This window comes from Devosia sp. (assembly GCF_036676215.1).
GTDB lineage: Bacteria > Pseudomonadota > Alphaproteobacteria > Rhizobiales > Devosiaceae > Devosia.
In genome coordinates, this window is sequence record NZ_JAKFDJ010000210.1 from 1 (window position 1) to 2,590 (window position 2,590).

Below are 2,590 nucleotides of genomic sequence, written 5' to 3' on the forward strand. Positions count from 1 at the left end.
GAGGTTGTGCGGATCGGTCACGCCATCCAGCACCAGCAGCAGGGGCGGACCTTCGGCGCGGTCGAGCAACTCCTCGAGCATCGCCTCGCCCCACACCTGGCTCGGGCTGACTTCGGCCACCACGCCCTGGTGCACGCCCTCGACCCAGGCATCCATCTCCCGGCGCTCGCACTGACCGACCGCGACCCGCGCCTGGCCAGCCAGCTCGAGCAACACCTGGACCCGCGGGTCGCTGCGCCCCTCAGCCAGCCAGACCTGCTTGACCCGCTTGGGATGGTGCCGCAGCAAGGCTTCCACGGCATGCACGCCGTAGATCTTCTCCAACTGACTCATGACTTCGCCTTACGCTTGCGCGGAGCGCCGCTGGCCGCCGGCGCCGAAGCCGACTTGGCAGGCCCCTTGCGGTGCTTGCTGGGCTTAGCGGTCTTGCTCGCCGGTTTGGCCGGCTTGCCCTTGCCCGCCTTGGCCCCCGTCTTGGCCTCGGCCAGCAACGCCTGCTTCAGCTCACGGCTTTTTCTCACGTCGGTGTTGCCGAGCTGCGCATCGTCCTTGGCCAGAGGCTGCGCCGCCTTCTCCGACTTGCCCCGCCGCCCACTCTTGGCCGCCGCGAAGGACAGGTCGGCAGCGGGCTCAGCGGTCGCGCCGCGCCGCTTACGGCCGACCGGTGCACTGACCACGCTGGCGGCCATTTCGAAGTCGATCTTGCGCTCGTCCAGGTCGACCCGCATCACCCGCACCTCGACGCTGTCGCCGAGGCGGAAGCTGCGCCCGCTGCGTTCGCCGGCCAGGCGATGGTGCACCGGGTCGAAGTGGTAATAATCGGCCGGCAAGGCGGTGACATGCACCAGGCCCTCGACGTAGATGTCGGTCAGCTCGACGAAGATGCCGAAACCGGTCACCGCGCTGATCACCCCGGCGAAGGTCTCGCCGACGCGATCCTGCATAAACTCGCACTTCAGCCAGTTGACCACATCACGCGTGGCTTCATCGGCGCGGCGTTCGGTCAACGAGCACTGCTCGCCGAGCTGCTCCAGCGCCGGCTCGTCGTAGGGATAGATACGCGCCCTGGGGATGCTCATGGCGCCCGCGCGGCGAACGTGCGGAGTGTCCATCTTGGAACGGATCACGCTGCGAATGGCGCGATGGGTCAACAGATCCGGGTAGCGCCGGATCGGCGAGGTGAAGTGGGTATAGGCCTCGTAATTCAGACCGAAGTGGCCCTGATTGTCGGCGCTGTACACCGCCTGACTGAGCGAACGCAGCATCACCGTCTGGATCAGGTGATAGTCCGGGCGCTCGCGGATGGTCTCGAGCAGCGCCTGATAGTCCTTCGGCGACGGCCCCTCCTTGCCCCGATGCAAGGACAGCCCCAGCTCGGTCAGGAAGGCTTTCAGCTTCTCCAGACGCTCCGGCGGCGGACCGTCGTGCACCCGGTAGAGCGCGGGAATTTCGTGCTTCTTGAGGAACTCGGCGGTGGCCACGTTGGCGGCCAGCATGCACTCCTCGATCAACTTGTGCGCATCGTTGCGTATCGTCGGGCGGATCTCGGCGATCTTGCGCCCGCTGCCGAAGATGATGCGCGTCTCCTGGGTCTCGAAGTCGATGGCGCCACGGGTCTGGCGCGCCGCCACTAGCACCTGGTAGAGCGCATAGAGCTGCTTGAGGTGCGGCAGCACCTCGGCGTACTGGGCTCGCTGCTGCTTGCCCTCGGCGCTCTTCGGATGTTCCAGCATGGCGCTGACCTTGTTGTAGGTCAGCCGCGCATGGGAGTGGATCACCGCCTCATAGAACTGGTAGTCGGTCAGTTTGCCGGTCTTGGAAATGCTCATCTCGCAGACCATCGCCAGGCGGTCGACCTGCGGATTCAGCGAGCACAGGCCATTGGACAGCTGCTCGGGCAGCATCGGCACCACGCGCTCGGGGAAATACACCGAGTTGCCGCGACTGGTCGCCTCTTCGTCCAGTGCCGAACCGACCTTGACGTAATGGGAGACGTCGGCGATCGCCACGTACAGCCGCCAGCCACCGGAGAACAGGCGCCAATTGCTGCCGCTCTTCTCGCAGTAGACCGCGTCGTCGAAATCGCGGGCATCCTCGCCGTCGATGGTGACGAAGGGCAGATGACGCAAGTCGACGCGCTTCTCCTTGTCCTTCTCCTCGACTTCCGGCTTGAGCTTGGCCGCCTCCTTGAGCACCGTTTCCGGCCAGACATGGGGGATGTCGTAGCTGCGCAGCGCTACGTCGATCTCCATCCCCGGCGCCATGTAGTTACCGACCACCTCGACCACATCGCCCTGCGGTTGGAAGCGCGGAGTCGGCCAATGGGTGATCCTGATCTCGACGAACTGGCCGATCTTGGCGCCGGCCGTACGGCCGGGGGTAACCAGCACTTCCTGCTGGATTTTCGGGTTGTCGGCGACCACGAAACCTATGCCGCTTTCCTCGTAGTAGCGGCCGACGATGCTTTCGTGGGCACGGGAAATCACTTCGACTATCGCGCCCTCGCGCCGACCGCGGCGGTCGAGGCCGGAGACCCGCGCCAAGCCACGGTCGCCGTCGAACACCAGGCGCATCTGCGCCGGGCTCAGAA

General features: G+C 65.8%; 2 protein-coding genes. Both read right to left on the reverse strand.

Going from position 1 to position 2,590, the window contains the following annotated elements; translation table 11 throughout:
• The coding region (locus V6M52_RS17170; protein ID WP_332702039.1) for an RNA methyltransferase substrate-binding domain-containing protein at window positions 1–333 on the reverse strand (333 nt) is incomplete at its 3' end.
• Window positions 330–2,590, reverse strand: a 2,261-nt coding sequence (gene rnr / locus V6M52_RS17175) for a ribonuclease R (protein WP_332702041.1), incomplete at its 5' end; no start/stop codon positions are given. The genes rnr and V6M52_RS17170, both read right to left, overlap by 4 nt.